The organism is Bacillus sp. OV322 (genome assembly GCF_900112495.1).
In the GTDB taxonomy this organism is placed as follows: domain Bacteria; phylum Bacillota; class Bacilli; order Bacillales; family DSM-1321; genus Peribacillus.
In genome coordinates this window covers 333,870-352,827 of the sequence record NZ_FOMA01000005.1, presented here as the reverse complement: position 1 = coordinate 352,827, position 18,958 = coordinate 333,870, and the positions used below count along the sequence as shown (strand labels likewise).

At 37.8% G+C, this 18,958-nt stretch carries 23 protein-coding genes; 15 read left to right on the top strand and 8 right to left on the bottom strand.

Features of this window, described 5'->3' with window-relative positions:
- Nucleotides 1-3: 3 nt before the first annotated feature.
- Both BM126_RS14515 and BM126_RS14510 read right to left on the bottom strand, forming a co-directional pair.
- Nucleotides 4-372: a CidA/LrgA family protein gene (locus BM126_RS14515; protein ID WP_071352555.1), complete on the bottom strand. Its 369-nt coding sequence runs from the start codon at nt 370-372 to the stop codon at nt 4-6.
- A 119-nt stretch (nt 373-491) separates the two neighbouring features.
- Nucleotides 492-1,373, bottom strand: coding sequence for a LysR family transcriptional regulator (locus tag BM126_RS14510; RefSeq protein WP_090990157.1), 882 nt, complete (start codon nt 1,371-1,373; stop codon nt 492-494).
- Nucleotides 1,374-1,511: 138 nt separating this feature from the next.
- Between BM126_RS14510 and BM126_RS22465 the strand changes: the two genes are divergently transcribed.
- The 12 genes from BM126_RS22465 (at nt 1,512) to BM126_RS14450 (ending at nt 9,631) form a co-directional block, all read left to right on the top strand.
- Nucleotides 1,512-1,658, top strand: a complete 147-nt coding sequence (locus BM126_RS22465) for a hypothetical protein (RefSeq protein WP_177201441.1) — start codon at nt 1,512-1,514, stop codon at nt 1,656-1,658.
- A 252-nt stretch (nt 1,659-1,910) separates the two neighbouring features.
- A complete protein-coding gene (gene queC, locus BM126_RS14500; protein WP_141770076.1) occupies nt 1,911-2,591 on the top strand; it encodes a 7-cyano-7-deazaguanine synthase QueC in 681 nt (226 codons plus the stop codon).
- Nucleotides 2,592-2,595: 4 nt separating this feature from the next.
- Nucleotides 2,596-3,075, top strand: coding sequence for a 6-carboxytetrahydropterin synthase QueD (gene queD, locus BM126_RS14495; RefSeq protein WP_090990154.1), 480 nt, complete (start codon nt 2,596-2,598; stop codon nt 3,073-3,075).
- Nucleotides 3,068-3,796 (top strand): 7-carboxy-7-deazaguanine synthase QueE, encoded by a 729-nt coding sequence (gene queE, locus BM126_RS14490; RefSeq protein WP_090990153.1) that lies wholly within the window; start codon nt 3,068-3,070, stop codon nt 3,794-3,796. The genes queD and queE overlap by 8 nt, the downstream gene beginning before the upstream one ends.
- A 322-nt stretch (nt 3,797-4,118) precedes the next feature.
- Nucleotides 4,119-4,523: a hypothetical protein gene (locus BM126_RS14485; protein ID WP_090990152.1), complete on the top strand. Its 405-nt coding sequence runs from the start codon at nt 4,119-4,121 to the stop codon at nt 4,521-4,523.
- Between the two features lie 197 nt (nt 4,524-4,720).
- Nucleotides 4,721-5,449: an amino acid ABC transporter ATP-binding protein gene (locus BM126_RS14480; protein ID WP_090990151.1), complete on the top strand. Its 729-nt coding sequence runs from the start codon at nt 4,721-4,723 to the stop codon at nt 5,447-5,449.
- A 15-nt stretch (nt 5,450-5,464) separates the two neighbouring features.
- Nucleotides 5,465-6,274, top strand: a complete 810-nt coding sequence (locus BM126_RS14475; RefSeq protein ID WP_090990150.1) for a transporter substrate-binding domain-containing protein — start codon at nt 5,465-5,467, stop codon at nt 6,272-6,274.
- Between the two features lie 102 nt (nt 6,275-6,376).
- The gene (locus BM126_RS14470) at nt 6,377-6,979 is read left to right on the top strand and encodes an amino acid ABC transporter permease (protein ID WP_071352568.1); all 603 of its coding nucleotides are present in this window, start codon (nt 6,377-6,379) and stop codon (nt 6,977-6,979) included.
- A gap of 13 nt (nt 6,980-6,992) precedes the next feature.
- The gene (locus BM126_RS14465; protein WP_090990149.1) at nt 6,993-7,643 is read left to right on the top strand and encodes an amino acid ABC transporter permease; all 651 of its coding nucleotides are present in this window, start codon (nt 6,993-6,995) and stop codon (nt 7,641-7,643) included.
- Nucleotides 7,644-8,062: 419 nt separating this feature from the next.
- Nucleotides 8,063-8,239, top strand: a complete 177-nt coding sequence (locus BM126_RS14455) for a DUF3934 family protein (protein ID WP_090990147.1) — start codon at nt 8,063-8,065, stop codon at nt 8,237-8,239.
- A 222-nt stretch (nt 8,240-8,461) separates the two neighbouring features.
- On the top strand, nt 8,462-8,599 hold the full coding sequence (locus BM126_RS22460) for a hypothetical protein (RefSeq protein WP_177201440.1): 138 nt from the start codon (nt 8,462-8,464) through the stop codon (nt 8,597-8,599).
- Nucleotides 8,600-9,127: 528 nt separating this feature from the next.
- The gene (locus tag BM126_RS14450; RefSeq protein WP_090990146.1) at nt 9,128-9,631 is read left to right on the top strand and encodes a DUF1648 domain-containing protein; all 504 of its coding nucleotides are present in this window, start codon (nt 9,128-9,130) and stop codon (nt 9,629-9,631) included.
- A 57-nt stretch (nt 9,632-9,688) separates the two neighbouring features.
- On the opposite strand, the gene BM126_RS14445 is transcribed toward BM126_RS14450, so the two are convergent.
- Together BM126_RS14445 and BM126_RS14440 are read right to left on the bottom strand one after the other, a co-directional pair.
- Complete coding sequence (locus tag BM126_RS14445) at nt 9,689-10,666, bottom strand: cation diffusion facilitator family transporter (protein ID WP_090990145.1); 978 nt, start codon at nt 10,664-10,666, stop codon at nt 9,689-9,691.
- A gap of 164 nt (nt 10,667-10,830) precedes the next feature.
- Nucleotides 10,831-12,345: an amino acid permease gene (locus BM126_RS14440; protein WP_090990144.1), complete on the bottom strand. Its 1,515-nt coding sequence runs from the start codon at nt 12,343-12,345 to the stop codon at nt 10,831-10,833.
- Between the two features lie 433 nt (nt 12,346-12,778).
- Between BM126_RS14440 and BM126_RS14435 the strand changes: the two genes are divergently transcribed.
- Both BM126_RS14435 and BM126_RS22910 read left to right on the top strand, forming a co-directional pair.
- Nucleotides 12,779-13,237, top strand: a complete 459-nt coding sequence (locus tag BM126_RS14435; RefSeq protein ID WP_177201439.1) for a MarR family winged helix-turn-helix transcriptional regulator — start codon at nt 12,779-12,781, stop codon at nt 13,235-13,237.
- 350 nt (nt 13,238-13,587) lie between these two features.
- Entirely contained in the window at nt 13,588-13,710 is a 123-nt protein-coding gene (locus tag BM126_RS22910; protein ID WP_256213114.1) for a hypothetical protein, read from the top strand.
- Nucleotides 13,711-14,312: 602 nt separating this feature from the next.
- Here the strand turns inward: BM126_RS22910 and BM126_RS14430 are convergent.
- From BM126_RS14430 to BM126_RS14420, 3 genes are all read right to left on the bottom strand, one after another.
- Complete coding sequence (locus BM126_RS14430) at nt 14,313-14,762, bottom strand: GNAT family N-acetyltransferase (protein WP_141770075.1); 450 nt, start codon at nt 14,760-14,762, stop codon at nt 14,313-14,315.
- A gap of 694 nt (nt 14,763-15,456) precedes the next feature.
- Nucleotides 15,457-16,191: a L,D-transpeptidase family protein gene (locus BM126_RS14425; protein ID WP_090990142.1), complete on the bottom strand. Its 735-nt coding sequence runs from the start codon at nt 16,189-16,191 to the stop codon at nt 15,457-15,459.
- A gap of 336 nt (nt 16,192-16,527) precedes the next feature.
- Nucleotides 16,528-17,223, bottom strand: coding sequence for a DUF421 domain-containing protein (locus BM126_RS14420; protein ID WP_090990141.1), 696 nt, complete (start codon nt 17,221-17,223; stop codon nt 16,528-16,530).
- A 136-nt stretch (nt 17,224-17,359) separates the two neighbouring features.
- On the opposite strand from BM126_RS14420, the gene BM126_RS14415 reads away from it, so the two are divergent.
- Complete coding sequence (locus tag BM126_RS14415; RefSeq protein WP_177201438.1) at nt 17,360-17,821, top strand: YueI family protein; 462 nt, start codon at nt 17,360-17,362, stop codon at nt 17,819-17,821.
- 35 nt (nt 17,822-17,856) lie between these two features.
- Here the strand turns inward: BM126_RS14415 and BM126_RS14410 are convergent, their stop codons facing one another.
- Nucleotides 17,857-18,654: a formate/nitrite transporter family protein gene (locus tag BM126_RS14410; RefSeq protein WP_090990139.1), complete on the bottom strand. Its 798-nt coding sequence runs from the start codon at nt 18,652-18,654 to the stop codon at nt 17,857-17,859.
- Nucleotides 18,655-18,958 lie beyond the last annotated feature (304 nt).

The following is an 18,958-nucleotide window of genomic DNA, read 5'->3' as shown; positions in this document are numbered from 1 at the left end:
AAATTATGATGCTTCACTTCTTTTCTTGTTAGATATTTTTTCTGCAGTAAACGCCGTTGCGCCCATTACGATAAAGGTGCTGACGCCAATAAGCAGGAGGGCCTTAATACCCTGTAAGCTCAGGATTTCATCATAATTCACAATACCGACAGCAGAAGGTATAAAAAAGAGGAGCAATTCAGCAAGCAGCCAATTTCCGCCTTTTTCAATCCATTCAAGCTTTATTATTTTCAGCATCAATGCGGCAAATAACAAAATTAAACCGATCATTGAAGCAGGAACTGGTATATGAATAAAATGTTTAATCCCTGCACCTAGATAAAGGAAGATATGCAGGATTAATATTTGTATAATGATAGTAATTAGTTTCATTTTTCAGCACTCCTAAATAATAAAAAGAAGCGACATTTCGCTCCTCTTGTTAAAACTATATTACTATCATAATTATTATAAGTAAAATACATATTTAACATAATGAATATAACTTATAGTTATAATGTCATACTGGCCACCATAAAGTCGATGAAAGTCCTGCCAGCAATTGAAATGTATTTTTCTTTTTTTGTTATCAGAGCAAGATTCCAGGGAGAGACAGGGACAAGCTTAATAATTTTAATGTTTTTTTGATCAGTGCGTCTGCAGATTGAATCAGGAAGAATAGAAATCCCAAGATTAGCCGCTACCATTTCTGACATAAAATCCCACTGAGAGCTTTTAAAAAGAATTTTGGGTTCAAAGCCTTGCTGTATAAATTTTTTTCTCATGATTTCGTATAAAGCAAATTCTTCACTATAAAATATAAAATCTTCCCCGTTTAATTCCTTTAAATGAACTGTATCGCGTTCTGCAAAACGGTGCTCGGGGTGAACCAGCAATTTTAACTCATCGTACACAATGGGGTGTATGCTGAAAACTTCTTCATTAACAGGCAATACAGCCACGCCCATTTCAAATTCTCCTTCTTCAACACTTTTTACAACTCTCGCAGCTCCATATTCTGTTATATTGATTTTAATATTAGGATACAAACGGTGAAAATTGGCCATGACTTTCGGGAAATACAGGCTGCCTACTATCGGCGGGACCCCTATATTAATTTCTCCCCTAGCCAGATGTGTCATATCATTTAGAGTTGTATGCATTTCATTTACTTGAGAAATAATTCTTTGTGCATACTCATATACTACCTGACCGGCATCGGTCAGCTCGCTTACTTTATTTGAACGCAGAATAAGCGGCATCCCAAGTTCTTCTTCTAGACCTTTTATCATCTTACTGAGTGCCGGCTGTGAAATGTGAAGAGTTTGTGAGGCTTTTGTTATGCTATTTTGTTTGGCTACTTCATAAAAATACTTTAATTGGCGAAAATCCATAAAAACACTCCTTCTTCTTTATTATAAGTAACAATTATGGAAAAAAACCTTATCAGGTGTACAAGCACATTTTATCTGCAAAAACGTCTCTTTTCTTGTAGATTGATTTTTTAATGAGTTCTTCGCGGGATTACAGTTTTGAATCAAAGATTAGAAGGTAAGGTTCCGAACTTCTCCAGGATTAGCGGGACAGGTGAGATGCAGGCAGAGCTTGGGATGCTCATTTGTCCGCTCGCGGAAAGCAGGCATCCTGGAACGGAAATAAGCCAGCTTGTTCCATATTAATTAAGTTTACGAAAACAGCTTTAAAAATGAAAGCATGTGATTTTTCTGGGGAAAGCGCAAATAACGGCAAGACTCCTGAAAAGATGCAAAGAAGCATTCGTTTTAACTTGCGGTTTTTTTGAATTATGCTAAAATAATTCGAGTACAGTTAACTTAATAAAAATCCGTTTAATAACGGTAGAGGTTGTTAGCTACCCTCTCAAAAAAACTAAGGAAAAACAGGTGTGCTTTCTTTAGCATTCCTGTTTTTTCATGTTAAAGGAGATTTATAGAATGAAAAAAGAAAAAGCCATAATTGTATTCAGCGGCGGACAGGACAGTACAACCTGCCTATTTTGGGCCAAGAAGCAGTTTGAAGAAGTTATAGCGGTAACTTTCGATTATAACCAAAGGCACAGCCTTGAAATACAATGTGCAAAGGATATTGCCAATGAACTCGGCATAAAGCATCATATCCTTGATATGTCACTATTAAATCAGCTTGCTCCAAACGCGCTGACCAGAAATGATATTGACGTAAAAGAAGGAGAAGACGGTGAATTGCCTTCTACATTTGTACCAGGAAGGAATTTAGTTTTTATTTCTTTTGCAGCCATCCTGGCACGGCAGCTTGGCGCCAGACACATTGTCACAGGTGTTTGTGAGACCGACTTCAGCGGATATCCGGATTGCCGCGATATATTTATTAAATCATTGAATGTATCGCTGAATCTTTCTATGGATGATTCTTTCGTCATACATACGCCGCTCATGTGGATTGATAAAGCTGAGACATGGAAAATGGCAGATGAACTAGGAGCACTTGACTTTGTCAGAAACAAAACATTAACCTGCTATAATGGCATCATAGCAATGGGGTGCGGTGAATGCCCGGCATGCTTATTGCGCAAAAAAGGGCTTGACGATTATCTCATGTCCCGAAAGGAAGCGTGACGCTATGACAGGTTTCAAAATTGTTGAAAAGCTTCAAAAAATAAATGAAGATATCCATAAAGAACAGCTTAAGTATCATCATAAAAGAGTGCTTGTCAGCAAGGAATTCACTTTTGACGCTGCACACCATTTACATTGCTATGAAGGGAAATGCAAGAACCTCCATGGACATACCTATAAGGCAATATTCGGGATCAGCGGCTATACGGATGATACAGGGTTAATGATTGATTTCGGTGAAATTAAGCAAATCTGGAAAAATGAGATCGAAATACATCTTGATCACAGATACTTGAATGACACCTTGCCAATGATGAACACGACAGCTGAAAACATAGTTGTCTGGATGTATGAAATGATGGGTGAATACTTAAAAAAAGATCCCAAATGGACAGAAACTGGAGTAAGATTGGAATTCGTAAGGCTTTTTGAAACTCCTACTTCGTATGCTGAGGCTAGAAGGGAGTGGATGGAGGTTGAGTAAAATACCAGTAATGGAAATTTTCGGGCCAACCATACAGGGAGAAGGCATGGTAATAGGCCAAAAAACTATGTTTGTAAGAACGGCAGGCTGTGATTATTCCTGTGACTGGTGCGACTCATCATTTACCTGGGATGGATCAGGCAAACAGGATATCAGACAGATGTCAGCAGAAGAAGTTTGGGAAGAGCTCCAAACCATAGGCGGCTGCGGCTTTTCTTATGTTACGATTTCAGGAGGCAATCCGGCCCTTTTGAAAAATCTCAGCACCCTTATAGAACTATTGAACATGCATTCAGTGAAAGTTTGTTTAGAGACACAGGGAAGCAAATGGCAGGATTGGTTTTATGACATTGATGAACTGACTCTTTCCCCAAAACCGCCTAGCTCGAAAATGGAAACAAATTTTACAATTCTGGATGAAATCATAAAAAACCTGAGAAACAATAAAAAAGGGAAAAGCTTCAGTATCAAAGTTGTTGTATTCGATGAATTGGATTACAAATATGCACTAACCGTTTATAAGCGATATCAAGGAGTACCCTTTTATCTTCAGGTAGGAAATCCGGATATTTCAACGGCTGATAATACAGAGCTTACCATGATGCTGCTTAAACATTACGAGGAACTTATCGATAAGGTTATGGCAGATGGCCGATTTACAGATATAAAAGTACTTCCTCAGCTGCACACTTATATCTGGGGAAACAAACGGGGGGTATAACCATCCCTCCTCATGCAAAAAAAGTACTTTTTCCTGCTATGTACTTGCCTTAGTTCCTCCAGCGAGCAATAGATCAAACATTTTAAGTAATCAGTGCCGGAGCTGGGGAAAATAACGTATTAGGAAGTTTCAGCTGCATTTATTAAAAGCACTTTTCATATCCATAGTACAACCAAGCCTGGCAGGCATAATGTCTGCCAGGCTGTATTTATTGAGTTATAATCCTATGTCATGTATTTTTTACATAAACCATTTAAAATAGGGCTATGGCACCTTATGAAGGAATGAGTCTTCGAATATAGATAATGGAGGCGGAAGAATAATGATAAAAACTATTATTTTGAAAAATGAATCTGAGGTTTATAAAATTATGCAGGATTTGATAGAAAGAGCTTATGTGGAGGCCAGTGAAGAAAAGCTATTGTTATGCATGGAATGCGGGGATGTTGATTTTTATATTGCACTTGCCCACAATGAAGAACTTCAAGATGCCATTAAAGAAAATTTTGAGGTTGATGAATACGGAGAAGTCCTGGATGAAGAAAAATACCGGAAAATGCTTGATGATCTGCAGGATAATTTTCTCGAAATGCATATAAAAAGCGGACTGTTTGATTACTATCCCGCGGGTGAATATGATGTAGCAGGAGAAAAACGGCAATCAGAAACAGATATCATTGCCCCTAAAGGAAAATTTTCCGCTCCATTTGAAGATGCTGCATTGTAGCAGCAATTTATAAAAAAAGGAGCATCTTGACAGATGTTCCTTTTTTACAATTTCAGACAATCATTTGACTTCTTTCCACATTTCAGTATATATTTTTTATATAACGTTATATGTCAGAAAATTTACAAAAGTATTTCTATTCCTTATAATGTAAATTTTCTGGTACATAAAATTTAAAAAGAAAGGAGAGATGCTCATTGATTGAATTTTCAGGGGTGAATAAGTTTTTCGGCAATTTTCATGTCTTAAAAGATATTAACCTTAAAATACCTAAAGGAGAAGTAGTTGTCGTCATCGGACCATCCGGTTCCGGAAAAAGCACTATGCTCCGCTGCATAAACCGTTTAGAAAGCATATCAGATGGTGTCCTGACTGTAAACGGCATATCTGTTGCAGATAAAAAATCAGATATCAATAAACTCCGCCGGAACATAGGGATGGTCTTCCAGCACTTCCACCTATATCCGCATAAAACCGTACTTGAAAATATCACAATAGCACCCATGAAGGTATTAGGCCTGTCAGAAAAGGAAGCAAGAGAAACTGCGCAAAAATATCTTAAAAAAGTAGGGATTTTGGAAAAGGCAGATTCCTATCCATCGCAGCTTTCCGGGGGCCAGCAGCAGCGTGTCGCCATAGCCAGGGGACTCGCCATGAATCCGGAGATTATGCTTTTTGACGAACCTACTTCAGCACTGGATCCAGAAAGCATAGGAGAAGTGCTGGATGTTATGAAAACATTAGCTAATGAAGGGATGACAATGGTTGTAGTAACGCACGAAATGGGATTTGCAAAGGAAGTTGCTGACCGCATCGTATTTATGGACCATGGACAGATTTTAGAAATGGCTGCTCCGGATCAATTTTTTGGAAATCCCCGCGAGCAAAGGGCACAGCTATTTTTAAGCCGTATTTTAAATCATTAAACAGGAGGTAATAGTATGATGAATCCTAAAAAAATATTTAAACTGGCTCTGATATCAATGATGGCTGCACTAATATTGGCAGGCTGCGGAGGGGAAAAAACATCTGGTGATGGAAAAGGCAAAGATGTGCTGGCTCAAATCAAGGACCGCGGCAAAATCATTGTCGGAGTAAAGAATGATACACGTTTATTCGGATTAAAGAACCCTAGCTCAGGCAAGGTTGAAGGTTTTGATATTGATATTGCAAGAGCGCTTGCAAAAGAAATCCTTGGAGATGAAAATAAAGTGCAATTCAAGGAAGTAACCTCAAAAACGAGAATGCCCCTTCTTCAAAATGGCGATATTGATGCCATTATAGCGACGATGACCATCACTGATGAACGGAAAAAAGAAGTAGATTTTACCGATGTTTATTTTGATGCAGGACAGTCATTGCTTGTAAAAAAAGGGAGCAAGATTACCGGAATCCAGGATTTGAAAAAAGGGACAAAGGTTTTAGCAGTTAAAGGCTCTACTTCGGCAATCAATATCAGGGAAAAGGCTCCGGACACCACCGTCCTTGAATTTGAGAACTATTCTGAAGCGTTTGCTGCATTAAAGTCCAAACAAGGTGATGCTTTGACTACTGATGATGCTATTCTCTATGGAATGGTAGATGAAGATCCTTCCTACGAACTGGTAGGGGGCACATTTACAAAAGAACCTTATGGAATTGCCGTTAAAAAAGGAAACAAAAAGCTAGTGGATGAACTTAATAAAGCACTAAAAAAATTAAAGGATTCAGGAAAATATCAGGAAATACATGATAAATGGATAAAAAACTAACTGATCTGCTTTGATTGCTGCCTGACAGGAGGGGCAGCCCTCCTGTTAGTGCAAGAGGAGAGGATTTACTTGAATTTCAGCTTGTTGACAAATAATCTTGATATGTTTCTGGAAGGATTTAAAAACACTGTCTATGCAAGTCTAATCGCGCTTGCGGCCAGCCTCCTTTTAGGTACCGTCCTCGCGGTCATGAGGATTGCTCCATTCAAGCCATTAAATTGGCTTGGAACTATCTACGTTGAATTTATTCGGAACATTCCGCTGCTTGTCATTACTATTTTTATCTTTCTTGTTTTTAAGCTCAGCGGACTATATGCAGGAATTTTAGGATTGACCATTTACACAGCATCCTTTGTGGCAGAAGCCATCAGGGCAGGCATCATGTCAGTTCCTCAGGGCCAAATGGAAGCTGCCCGCTCATCTGGCCTTTCTTATGGCCAGGCAATGAGGATCATCATTTTGCCTCAAGCCTTCAAGATTGTAATTCCGCCACTAGGAAACCAGTTTATTAATCTTGTCAAGAACACTTCCATCATTTCCTTGGTTGCAGGAGCTGATCTAATGTATCAGGGTGATTTGATTTCCTCCCGCACCTTCGTAGTGTTTGATGTGTATATCTTTGTCGCCATGTTCTATTTAATCCTAACTATTCCTTTGAGCCTTGGTGTGGGGTATTTGGAAAAACGCCTGGCTAGAAGCAATTGAAGGGAGGAGCCTATTGGACTTTCTAGGAGCTTATACACCGGATCATTTAAAATTTTTGCTGCAGGGTTTTGGAGTTACCCTTGAAGCAGCTTTCATTTCTATAGCATTAAGCTTTATTTTTGGAGCACTTATTGGGATAGGAAGATACGCAAAAATTCCATTTTTCTCCCACCTTCTTGGCGTACTGGTAGAAATCATCCGGAACCTGCCGCTGCTTCTTATCATTTTTTTCACATACTTTGCTCTTCCTGAAGTGAATATTAAACTTGAGATCCTGCCGGCTGCAATTGTCGCTCTCACTATTTTTGAATCAGCCATGCTTTCAGAAATCATCCGCAGCGGATTAAATTCCATTGATAAAGGACAAATAGAAGCAGCTCGTTCTTCCGGCCTGAATTATGTCCAGGCATTATGGCACATCATATTGCCTCAGGCATTAAAAAGAATGATACCGCCCATTGTTAGCCAGTTTATTTCTCTTTTAAAAGATACTTCACTTGCAGTCAGTATCTCCCTGCCAGAGCTCCTGCATAATGGGCAGATCATTTATAGCCAAAAGATGTCATATCTTGGCCCCATATTTATACTGATTGCCTTCATGTATTTTATTGTGAATTTCGCCCTATCCCGGGTTGCTTATAGATTAGAAGCCAAACGGGTGTAAGAGGGAGAAGGAATGCCTAAGATACGATGAAAATTAATATTTATATGTAAAAGCAAAAGCCTTGCCGGCAACAGGCAAGGCTTTTACGTTTCTTCTAGTGATGAATAATAAAAAAATGTCCTTTATCTATTTTTTTAAGAGTGATTATAAAACAGTGCAGGTTTCTGTATTTGCAGATTGGTCAATCCGCCCAAAAACAGGGGGAAAAGCGTATTTCCGAACATCAATAGCCGTAAGAAAAGATGGAACTCAGTAAAGTCCTGTGTATTCTTGTGCCGGTGAGTTTCACAGACAAGTTTACAGAGCTAATATTAAATAAGTATGATATGGTATATATTACTGCGCCAAAAAGATATTAAAGATACTTGGGTGTACAAACATCTAAGAAGTCAGGTGTACAATAATAATGGAGTGATTATATGAGTAAAGCAAAAAGTAAAGGCGGAACGGGCAGAGGTACTGGAAAAAAAGGGTGGACCCGCTGGAAATCAAAGGCCAATAAAGCTAAAAGCGCTAAGCCGTATACAAGCAAAAACGTTAAAAATCAGACTGGCAACAAGCCCGCCGGGAATAATATTGATGATAAGACCGAATGAATCATTAATTTTACACAAAAGACCAGAACTGCCAAAAGGCAGTTCTTTTTTTTGCTATTTAAATGCTGGCTCTGTTGACACCCGTAAAAATTATTCTTGAACTCCCTTCAAAGTTATATTGATGAATTGTTTATAAACTCTAATAAAATTCATACTTCCTTTTGTAAATTCTGCACCGAACAGGCTTGCTACTGAATAAATTATTAAAGGAGGGAGATCCCAATGGAAAAAGAAGACAAAAACAATGAAAACCGATGTCATACAGAAAATATAAAAACCTTCAATCGGAATGGCGGGGAAGAGGCTGTCACCGATGGATCTGGAGATTATGTGGAGCAGCTGTTTTCTGCAGATGCTTAATTCATGTGCAAAAGAACATTTTACTTGCTATACAAAAGGATCGATTATTTCGATCTTTTTGTATAGCAAGTTTAAATTAAACCATTATTCTCTTCTAGCTTCCCGTTTTCCCCGGGAGTTTTGCAATCAAGGCTTACAAAACACTTAGTTTAAAAATAATCCTGCTCTTAAAAACAAATAAATGAAATATATTAATAACAAAATGTATTACATACATAGGATTTAATAGATTTTTTGCTGCAGGCAGCAGGGGGAGGCACTGCGTTATCTATATAAAGAAACAAAGAAGACTTTTAACTGCTGTCGTATAACGCAATCCATCTGCTGTAGAACTTTTACAAAAACCGATGTGTTATCTCAAAAGAGGAACTTATCTAATGTTTGCCGAATGAAGTAGAGATATGGTTTTTAATTTGAGGATTTAACTTCTGGAATTTTTTGTCATGTTGCAGCATAGTTCAAGTCTGATTATTTAATCAGACTCATAATGTATAAATACAGGAGAAACTTTGTAAAGGTGGGTTTTTCATGAAAACTGTTATGGTCCATCCAAAACTGAAACTTAAGAAAAGCAGTTTAGAAATAATACTTAATATAGTCTCTGTTCTATCAATAATGGCTTTAGCTGTTTATATTTTGATAATGTGGAATGAGATTCCGCACACCATTCCTATTCATTTTAATGCATACGGCGAACCGGATAATCATGGATCAAAAAATGTAATCTGGATTTTTATAGCACTGAATATTGTAATATGGTCCGGCTTTTCACTACTAGAAAGTTTTCCTCACAAATATCATTATTCCTTTCTTACAGAAGGTAACACTGAAAAACAATATAAAAATGCGAGGTGCATGCTAAATTGTCTTAAAGCTGAGATTGTCTTGTTTTTTTCTTATGAATCCTGGGAATTCATCCAATTTCCATTAGGGAAATTAGAGAGATTGAGTTCAGGAAGTGTTCTCTTTGCTGTTTTAGTTGTTTTCTTAACATTGACTTTTTTTATTGTCCGCTCATTTAAATTGAAATAGGGGATCCCTCTAGAGAAAAAGGCAATGGAATGCACATGCATCCCACTGCCTTTTTCTCTAGCTATTTTCTTTGCTTCCGTTTTTTTCAGTCCATTGCTTTATACCATCATCTTCATCAAATTCTACAATCACATCTGCAACGCCTTTTTCTTGGCGGATGGCTTCTTCAAGCCGGTCCTTAATATCATCTGCTTTAGCAACTGTAATCAGTGGGTCTACCTCGATTTCCACTTCAACATGAAGGGTTTCTCCTTCTTTTATTACTGAAATATCCTGAATATCCTTTACATCTGGATCATTTATTATCATGTCACCTATCTTTTGCTTCATTTCTTCGTCAGATTCTCCAAGGACACCGGCTGCATTATCCAAAAATACTCTGCCTACAACAATGAACATCATGAGCCCGATTATTACGGAAGCAATACCTTCTGCCTGGTGAAAGGGGGTAAAATGGGATAACAGAATGGAAGCAATTGCTAAAAGGCCGCCTAGTGTAGCAACTGTATCTTCCATGAAAACTAGTTTTGTAGCGGGTTTCGCTCTTTTTAACGAACCAATGCTTTTAATTAATAACTTAAAGCCTTTTTCCTTAATGCCTGTCTCATGTGCGATTTCCCTGGCTGCTTTGAATAATACAAAGCTTTCCAGAATGACACTTAATAGCAAAACAGATAGGTTAATCAAGAGACCGGTGGATTTAGTAGGGTGAATAATATGATGAAAGCCTTCCTTGACGGTTTCAAACGACATAATTCCTACAATTAAAACGGCACCGAGTAAAACTAAATTTACCAAACGGCCAAATCCATTGGGAAATCGGGGAGTAGGGGCCTTTTTGCTTAGGGCTGAGCCTATAAATACAAAAAGCTGATTTGCAGCGTCACCTAAACTATGCAATGTTTCTGCAAACATGGCAACATTACCTGTTAATGCATAAGCAACTCCTTTAATTATGGCAATGATGGCATTCACAATGGCTGCCAAAAATGCTGATTTGTTTCCTTGTTTCAATAAAACAAACAATTCCTTCATTAAATCATTCCTTCCATATACTTGTTCATTTAAGAGTGCTATAAAATCACCTGCAAGTAAAGCATAGATGAAAAAATAAAATCTTTTGAAACCACAGCTTAGTAAGATTTAAAAAACAAAGACCCTTCTTCGTTTAATTTAAAATTTGAAGAAGGGCACTATTATTATTTTCCTTTTTCCAAAATACAATCAGATAATTTTACAACTTTAGTTTTTCTTATGAATTTATAGCCTAGCCACAAAACAATAAAAATCGGTAAACTTACATATGAAACCAATATTCCACGCCAGTCAATGGCTCCGCCTATGAAGGCAGAATAATTTTGGCCAACTATGATAATAGCGCAGAGGGAGAAAGCAAAAATGGGGCCAAAAGGAAACCATTTTGCTTTGTACGGGAGCTCATCTATATTCTTCTTTTGAATGACAAAGGCCCGTCTGAATCTATAGTGGCTAAGGGCTATGCCCAGCCAAGCTATGAACCCTGATAAGCCAGCTGCATTCAGGAGCCAGGTATATACCTCACCATCACCGAAGAGTGAGGATAAAAATGCCAGGCAGCCTACTAGAGATGTCAATATTAGGGCATTTACAGGAATTCCTTTTGAATTTACCTTTCCAAGAGCTTTTGGAGCATGTCCTTCTTTAGCCATATTCCAAAGCATCCTAGCCGCTGCATACATTCCAGAATTACCAGCAGAAAGGATGGCAGTAAGAATGATCGAATTCATTACAGAGGTTGCAAAAGCAAAACCCACTTTTTCAAAAACCAATGTAAATGGACTCACAGTAACATCATCGGATGCAGCCAGTTCAGGCGTTGTATAAGGGATAATTAAGCCTATTACAGTAATGGTTAAAATATAAAATAACAGGATTCTCCAAAACACTTGTTTTACTGCTTTTGGTACATGTTTTTCCGGATTTTTGCTCTCTCCAGCAGTTACTCCTAATAATTCAGTTCCCTGAAAAGAAAAACCAGCAGCCATGAAAATTCCAAGTACTGAGAAGAAACCTCCATGTATCGGGGCATCAGCGACAGTGAAATTTTTAACTCCAATACTGTCTCCGCCCATGATTCCCGCAATCATTAAGATCCCAGTTATAATAAAAATGATGACTGTGATTACTTTTATAAGAGCAAACCAGTATTCTGATTCTCCAAAGCTTTTAACAGAAAGGATATTAATAAAAAATAAAATAGCTAAACAAATGGCACTCCATAATATAGTAGGAATATCAGGAAACCAGTATTTCATGACCAATCCGACAGCCGATAATTCTGCTGCGATAGTCACTGCCCAGCTATACCAATAATTCCAGCCCATCGCAAAACCAAGGGACTCATCCACAAACTTAGACGAATATACGCTGAAGGAACCTGCAATTGGCATATAAGCAGCCATTTCAGCAAGGCTGGTCATAAGGAAAAAGACCATGATGCCAACAAGACCATATGCTATTAAAGCACCGCCCGGGCCGGCTGTATGAATTGCATTCCCGCTGGCGAGAAACAAGCCTGTGCCTATTGTTCCTCCCAGAGAAATCATGGTAATATGTCTTGCCTGCAGTTTCCTTTTCAGCCCATCTTTTGGTTTATTAAGTGTGGAAACTGCTGTAATTGCTTTTTTGTCAGATCTTGCACGGGCTGATTTTTTTGCCGGATGCGCTTGTTCCATGTTGACACCTCAATTAGTTAGGATGAAGCTCTGTTATCAATCCATGATGATTTTATTCCCTATTTTGATGTAGTACCTTAAAAGGTAATCAGCAGACAAGATTAACAGAGCCAAAAATATACTATATTGCAATATAACTGTTTAAAATGTTTATTACCGTTTTTAAAAAAGAATAAACCAATCTGCCCATGATTTTTATTGGCAATAAACCAAGATAACCTTTCTAATTATTTTGAAAAATAATTATTGAAGGAAAAGCCAAAAACTATTACAATTATTTACAAATGTGTATTTCCCATCCCTTAGCCAGCATCAAAAGCTATGCTGATGGTTTATTTATCATGGCCGTTTCACAGCTGCCACTCATATATTTTTATATTTATGTTAGAATGAAGGTATATAAAAATTAAAATTCCGGAAGGATAAGAGATTTATGAAGAAAATTCTTAAGGAAAAAGAGCCAGTTGGAATGCTGATCTCACAAACTAGCCGTAATCTGCTGCGATTCCTGGCATTACAATTAAAAGAATACGAAGTTACTCCTGAACAATGGTCAGTATTGAAAAGCCTCGGAAGCAATGATGGAGTAACTCAAAAGGAATTATCGCAAAAAACTGATAAAGACCAGGCGACATTAACCAGAATCCTGGATATCCTGGAAAGAAAACTCCTTATAGAGAGAAGGCCAAATAAAGAAGACAGACGTTCCTTTCTCATTCACATTACTGAATCAGGAAAAAATCTGAAAGAACATTTGTATCCTTTTATAGAGGGCTTATATGGAAAGCAGCTGCTCAATGGGATTTCTGAGGAAAATCTTAACTTGCTTCAGCGGGTTCTGATTCAAATTAACGAAAATACAAAAAAAGTCTTTTCCGCCGATAAAGAGTAACATACCGGTGAATCATAATGGCAGCCCTGCAACCGGAATCAGAATTAATTGTCTTCTGTACATTAGCAGAGAAAAGAAACGCCTTGCTTAGCCTATTAAGCCCTTCATATTATTTGCAGCCTGAATATGGTGTATTCAGGCTTTTTTCCATCTCATCCAATTATCTAAAAGACTGCAACATTCAGTAGTATTTCAGTTTAGTAACAGTAAAATGACAATTATTAAGTAAAAATGATAACCCTCACAATTTGCAGACCTGAGCAGAAATGTTTATTAGAATACATATAAGGGTAAAAAACACAAACAGCATTTTTACCGTTAAATTTTCGTTTTTAAGGAGGCCCAGGCATATGCCGACCATTGATATTGATCAGTTACTGGAAGAAACAGCAGAAATCGCATGTGAAGATATCGAACTTGGCGGACATTTAATTGATATAGACCGTTTGCTGGACTATACTGATGATTGGTAAAAAAAGCATGGATATAAAGCCCATGCTTTTTCGTTTGTTAAAAATCTGCACTTTGCTTGTTGAAAGAGTTCGCTTAGCTCCTTGATATGAAATAGGGGGTATTATCAACCATTAATATTTAACGATAATAATAGGAAAAATTATAATACCATTAATCTTCACTTGATTTAGAAGGGTGACTGTGTACCAATGGTTTACATACATTCTTGATTCTTAGAAAAAAATAACCTCATGGATGAAGGGGGATAGCGTCTGAATCCTTTTTTCGCTTGGTTGAGCTTAACTAATGAATGGAAGGAAGGGGAAGAGAATTAAACGATGAATACTTATTCTCCAATGGAAAATATATCGCCCCACAATCTCTTAATCTGCATTGATACAGCTGCTGCTATAAGAAATCCGCTAAAATAAAGAGCCTGGATTACGAGCATATTAGTGACTTTTAACAACAATAATCTGGTTCATTGTTGTTTATGCGAAGTATTTCCGGCTTTATTTAGTGCGGTTTCAATTCCTCGGCAATAGAATCCAATAAATTAACCTTATCCTTTAGCATAGCCAATAAAAAAAACCACCTGAAGATGGTCTCTTTAATAAAGTTTCTATTCTGGCAACAGCACACATGCTGATTTCTCGTATTTAAATAAAATTAACTTAGGCGTAAGCTGAACCTCCTTGGTCTTTTTGTATCCGAATTTCTCGTAAAAATAATGATTACGAAAACTTAAATAAGGAGTATATAAAGTCCATAATCTGACATTCGGAAATTGTTCTTCAAGAAACTGTATCGCCGCAGTACCTGCACCATTATTTTGATTGAAAGGAGAAATAAAGACTTTATCTAAGTGCATACGCTCATTATTACCCCTTACATCAATAGCACCGATAACGGTTTCTCCGTGTAAAATGGTATAGTGATGATATTTTTTGATATTTTCAGCTAACTTTTCAAATGTTTCACAAGCCGGATTAGTTTCAAAGTCCTCGTATTTTTCCAAGTCCTGTTGAAAGGAGGCTTTTTGAATTGGAAGTAAAATATCTATATCTTCCATAGTTGTTTTTCTGAATACGAACGACACATTACTTCCTCCTAAATTGCTATCTTCCTCTGCTGATATATGTAACTTTAGTTATTGATCCATCAAAACTCTTAAAAATAACACTCTTTACGAAAACAGCCGCTGCAAAAGTAAAAGTGAGTTTCCGGGAAGAACCCCTTTTAACTCGCTATTATTCTTCTCCTTTAATGAAGCCTAATACAGCAAACATGCCCACAAAACCTATTATAAGCAAACCTTTAATAATCCATAAAAGTGTTTCATCCATTGCAAAATCCTCCCTGTAATGTATAGATATCGATTTTTTCATTCTGTTTACTTGCATTTCAGACCTGTTGATTGGAGAGTAACCGTACAATTTTTTCTGGAACACAGTTCTCAGATGCATGCGCCAGCAAAACATTGAAAGGGCGAATCTCACCTGTTCAGGAAACTTTAAATTCAGAACAATTATACCACATTTTTAATTTGTTAGAAAATTAAAAATTTTGTATAAAGGATGTGTTGGTAAACTTTGTGGTTGAGGGAACTAGGTGGTTGATTTCCACTCCAGTATACTTGCTTTCCGCGGGGCGGGCGTTGGGCCTGGGACCTATACCTGCAATCATCCCGGCTTAACAAAAGAATCGTCCAAGATCATAAAAGAGCCAATAAAAAAGAGGCTTCAAAAGAGGCCTCATTTAAGCTGTTACAACTTTAAAGCTTTTTTAGTTGCGGGGCCGGCAATGCCATCTGCTTTCAAACCATTTGCAATTTGAAATTTTTTCACAGCACTTACAGTGTTTGCACCATATATCCCATCGATGCCTTTCGTGCTGTAACCCAGAGAGGATAACCTGCTTTGAAGGATTATTACCTCTGGCCCCTTGCTTCCTTTCTTTAAAACAGTGCTTGAAGGAGAAGGTACGGAAGTATCACTTACTTTATAGCCGTTTATCCGTGCAATCTCATTAAACGTTTTTCCAGTTGCTGTAATGATGACAGGTGTATTAATTTTTACTTTGGAAAAGAGCCATTGTACTTCGTTATTATACATTCTTATGCAGCCGGCGCTCACATACTTTCCGATTGAACCAGGATTATTATTGCCATGGATGGCGTATGTGGTTCCCCACGTTCCCCTTGCGTTCAATCCGAGCCATCTGTTGCCTAATGGGTTTCGGGGATCTCCTCCAGGTATATGTCCAGTGTAGTACGGACGATTGACAATCTTGTTGACAATTTTGAACTTGCCTTCCGGTGTGTATGATGAAACTTTCCCTGTAGCTACTTTGAAGATCTTCGAGAGACGGCTATTTTCATAATAACCCAGCTGGTTGTTCGATTTATTAATGATAATCAGCTGGCTTCCCTGGCCATATGCAGGCTGAACAAAAAAGAATATGAAGCATGCAGCCAATAATAAAAAAACTGTTTTTTTCATGAATCCCCATCCTTTTCAACCATTTTCATCCATTAATTCTATGCGGCACTGCCTGTCTATGATGACGGTAAGAAAATAGTTAAAATAAAAACTGGGGGCATATTTAAATCGGATGGCTGTTCAAAGGAAACGGGCTTTTGCAGCTTCATTTCTCTCGTTGCCTTTATTGAAGGATTAAAAGTACATGTTACTTTTTGCACTTTTCTTATTTGGCGTATTATCTTGATTCCCTGACGTTTACCAGATCAAAAAGTGGAATGGCATCTGTCCTGCTGCGCGCACTATTGGAGACTTAAAGAGAAAAAGGGGAAATCTCTTTAAACAGAGATTTCCCCTTTATTTATAGTAAAACATGTCCAGTTTATCATCTTGTGTATGTACCGCCAATAAAATGTTCTTTATTTCAGCAGAATCAACTTTCTGTAAAAGCCAGTTCATATCTTTGCCGATTAACTTTAGCTCTTCTTCAATAACTTTGCCTTCCTTGATAACAGTTACCGGCATATAGAAGGGGGCAACCTGCAATTTAAACTGCTTTGGAGTCACTGGATCATGCTCCGGTTTTAAAAAACATGAAACACTGCCATTTTGTTCCCATAAAGCTAAAGCCACTTTTTTTGGGTCTGTTATTTTTTCACCCCGCAGGCTTGCCAGCAAATAGTCCAAAGAAATCCTTGCCCTCCATAAGTTGCGGTAAATAATCCGGCCATCTTTTATTAGAGGGAAGGGTGGAGGGTCAATAAGGTATCTCAGGGTTTTCCATTTTAAACTTAAAAAAGAAATTGCTGTATATAAAAAAACCAGCACAGACATGGAAATGCTGGAACCCTTTATACCCAATCTCGGATCCGAGAGGGGATGGGCAAGAATGTTGCCAATTATGAGAGCCATAATGAAATCCAGCAGCCCCATTTGTGAAATGGCCCTGCGTCCCATGCATTTCGCTGAAAGAATCAAAAAGAAAAAAGAATAGACGGCTCTTAATATCCACTCCGCTGTTTCAAGAGTTCCTTGTGCCTTAAAGAAGTCCATTCCTTCACATCCAGTAATAAAATAAATTCTTTGCTATTTTTTACAGCGGGAGTGTTAATTATCCTGCTTTCATGCATTTTATTGCACTTTATCTTACAAAGTCCATAAAGTATAGATAAAGGGAGGAGGCAGGAGAGTGTCCAGGCTAAATGTTGATGAAATTCTGCATCAGGGGATACATGGGAAAAAGGAGATAAAACCGGATGAAAAAAAGATGTTTCTTGGAACCTTCAGGGAGAGAGTGATCGTTGTATTAACACAGGCCCAGATTAGGGAGACTCAGCTTTATGAAGAATTGTCCGGGCTGATGAAGGAACATAAAGATTCAAAATTGCTTCTGAATGGCAAAGTAGATGTTTCTCATTTGAATAAATATATAACTCTTGCATCGAGATATTATATACCTTATAAAATTGTTATCAATAAAGAGGGGGAGACAAATCTGGGGCTGGTTCTTGCGAAGGAATATGCCATAGATAAAGAAGATATCTATCTTACGAAGAAGAAAACACAAAAGACGGCCCGCACAAAAGCAAAATGGTACTTCAAGCTTTACCGGTTCCTAATCCGAAAGAAAAAAAAGAGGAAAGCGCCATAACTGGCACCATTCCTCTTAGCTGTTATATAAAATGATTACTTTTTTTCATTGGATAATAATGCTGGCTGCTTGCGCAAATATGCTGCCCAATATACTACAGAGATTAAAACAGCTCCGCCAATTGCATTACCGATAAATACTGGTACAAAGTTAGAAAGGTAATCCATCCACGTGAACGAACCTGCAAAAATAGCAGCTGGAATGACAAACATATTTGCAACAACGTGCTGGAACCCAATAGCAACAAATCCCATGATAGGGAACCAGATTGCAAGAATCTTCCCGCCAATGCTTTCTGCACTGTAAGCCATCCACACTGCAAGGCCAACCAGCCAATTACAGCCGACAGCAGAGACTAAAGCCTGTACAAAAGTAGCATCTAATTTAGCTTGTGCTACAGCAACTGTTTTATGAAGGAACGGACCAGCCTCTGTTAAACCTACAACATGACCAAAGAAATATGCTACAAAAATTGCTCCAATAAAATTAGCAATCGTAACCCAGAACCAGTTTCTGATTAAGCTTCCGGCAGATATTTTCTTCGCCAGCACTGCCATCGGCACGGCCATCATATTTCCGGTAAGCAATTCTCCTCCTGCAATGACAATTAAAATAAGTCCTAATGGAAAGACAGCAGCACCCAGGAAAGACCCAAAGGTTCCCCAATCCTTTGGTATATCAGCTATGACCCTAATATCCAGTAAAAATCCCAAAGATATGAAGGCACCTCCCAAAAAACCTAAAAGAAGCATACTGCTGATTGGCAGAGCAGCCTTCTTAGCTCCTGTTTCTGCTGCAAATTCTGCAATCTGCACTGGTGTTCTAAATCCCATCCTGTTTCCTCCTCGTAAAATTGCAATCTATTATGGAACTCACAGCATCTTATTTTCCATAATGGAAAACGAAAACTATGGAACCTATCTAAGATAGAAGGGATACTTCTATCATTAAACCGTAAATTATTTCCAGCAAGGAGCTGTTTATACTTCTATGTAAAGGCAAATTAAGCCGATTTTTCAAAATAATATTTATAATCTATATGTTTACATAAATGGCCCGCCTCTAAACCTTTTTAGAGACGGGTTCTTTATTATTGGATGCTTAGGTTAGTTTACAAAATACTTTTGACTGCATTTC